Source organism: Bombella saccharophila, from assembly GCF_026385475.1.
Taxonomy (GTDB): Bacteria; Pseudomonadota; Alphaproteobacteria; order Acetobacterales; family Acetobacteraceae; genus Bombella; species Bombella saccharophila.
This window is the reverse complement of record NZ_JANIDW010000013.1, coordinates 1-1486: the sequence shown is the minus strand read 5'-3', so window position 1 is coordinate 1486 and position 1486 is coordinate 1. Positions and strand designations below refer to the sequence as shown.

Genomic DNA, 1486 nt, shown 5'->3' with positions numbered 1-1486 from the left:
TTAGCGAATTCTGGGTCGTGGCGGTTTGTTTACGATATTGAGCAGGTGCATATTTGTAGCAAGGCTTTTTTGGATAAAACGCCTGCGAAGCCTGCTTATAACCCGGAGAATGATCCTGTTCAGATTATGGCGCGAAGTTTTCAGCAAGACCGGCAGGGGATGATTGATGAGATGGTGCAGGCCGGTGTGGAGAAGAATGTTGCGGAGAGTGCGGCTATATTGGTGACCTCTCAAAAAGGCAGATACTGGGATTGTGCTATGGCAGTGTATAATATGTATCGCCGAGTACCTGGTATGCCAATTAGTTATGATGAAGCTAGGCAAGTGAATCTTCGACCTTATGAGACGGCGGAGGGCATTTGCGATATTGGGCGGATGTATCAAGACCCAAAAGCGGAATACCCTTATGCGCCATCGATTGAGCGGTTGCAGAGAGCTTTTCGGGAGGACCGGAAAGGGACGATTAAGAAGCTTGTGAAGGCTGGTGTTAGGCGTGTATGGGCGGAGAATGCAGCGGATTTAGTGTTGTCGCAAAAGGGGCGGTATGGCCCCTGTGCTATTATCATGGGGGGATTGTTGGATAATATGGGGTATGAGTGGGGAGATGTTCTTCATCACGCACGGGCGATTAACGTAGAAACATATTATGGTATGGGCCCTCAGTGGGCTGTTTGTGATAGTAGAAATATGGAAGTGGACGCTGATGTGGGACAGCTAGCGTGGTGAGTTAAGCATCTGGTTGCTAGGGTTACCTCTTATTTATGAGATGGTTTTTGGCCGAGATTGGTGCTGATGCAATCTATGGTTGTGTGCCATTTGCCTTCCGTTATTTCTGTTGAGACTTCATGTTGGATGGCGATGGGGAGCCACAGGCCATCCCAAGGGGCTTTGCTGATAAGCTGATGGCTTTGGTTGGTGAGGCTATTTGGCTTATTTTCTGGGGGAAGCCAGTTTTGAGGGATATACTTGCTATCTAGGGTGAATGGTTGCCAGAAGGCGATGTCTGGGCGGAGGAGTGTTGTGATGGTTGTTCCGGCCTCGTTATATTTGGGATAGCCAACCATACCATTTTGGGCGGAGATGATGGGTATTGATTTTTCTTGCCCATTTGGAGGGGTGCCAGTGTAGGAGCCGCCCCAGATTTCAATTGCCCCTAGATGGGCTGTTGTTTGGGAGATTTGCTGCTTGTAGTTGTTGGGGAGGTTGTTGGTCTCGTCTTGCGTAATGGGGGTGTAGGGTTGGATATTATATTTGATATGTGTTGCGTTTACGACCCCCTTTATTTGGTCTAGCGCAGTCCCAGAGCGGTAATGGTTGGTGAGGGGGCGTTGTTATCATCGCTCACAGAGAGCATGATGCTGGTGCGGCCGGGGAGAAGGTGGTTGAGGAATGTTAAGGTGACAATTTGGTTTATTTGTTGATAGGGTGATTTTGACTTTGTGATTATTGGGGGTTGTGATGCGGGGATTTGTTGCGGGTATTTTGA

The 1486-nt window shown here is 48.7% G+C and carries 3 protein-coding genes; 1 reads left to right on the top strand and 2 read right to left on the bottom strand.

What is annotated here, in order from left to right:
* A partial coding sequence (locus NQF64_RS08930) for a hypothetical protein (protein WP_266107156.1) occupies window positions 1-726 on the top strand: 726 nt, incomplete at its 5' end.
* 29 nt (window positions 727-755) lie between these two features.
* Here NQF64_RS08930 and NQF64_RS08925 read toward each other — a convergent pair.
* Entirely contained in the window at window positions 756-1064 is a 309-nt protein-coding gene (locus NQF64_RS08925; RefSeq protein ID WP_266107155.1) for a hypothetical protein, read from the bottom strand.
* A 224-nt stretch (window positions 1065-1288) separates the two neighbouring features.
* Window positions 1289-1486: hypothetical protein (locus tag NQF64_RS08920; protein WP_266107154.1), on the bottom strand; the 198-nt coding region annotated here is incomplete at its 5' end.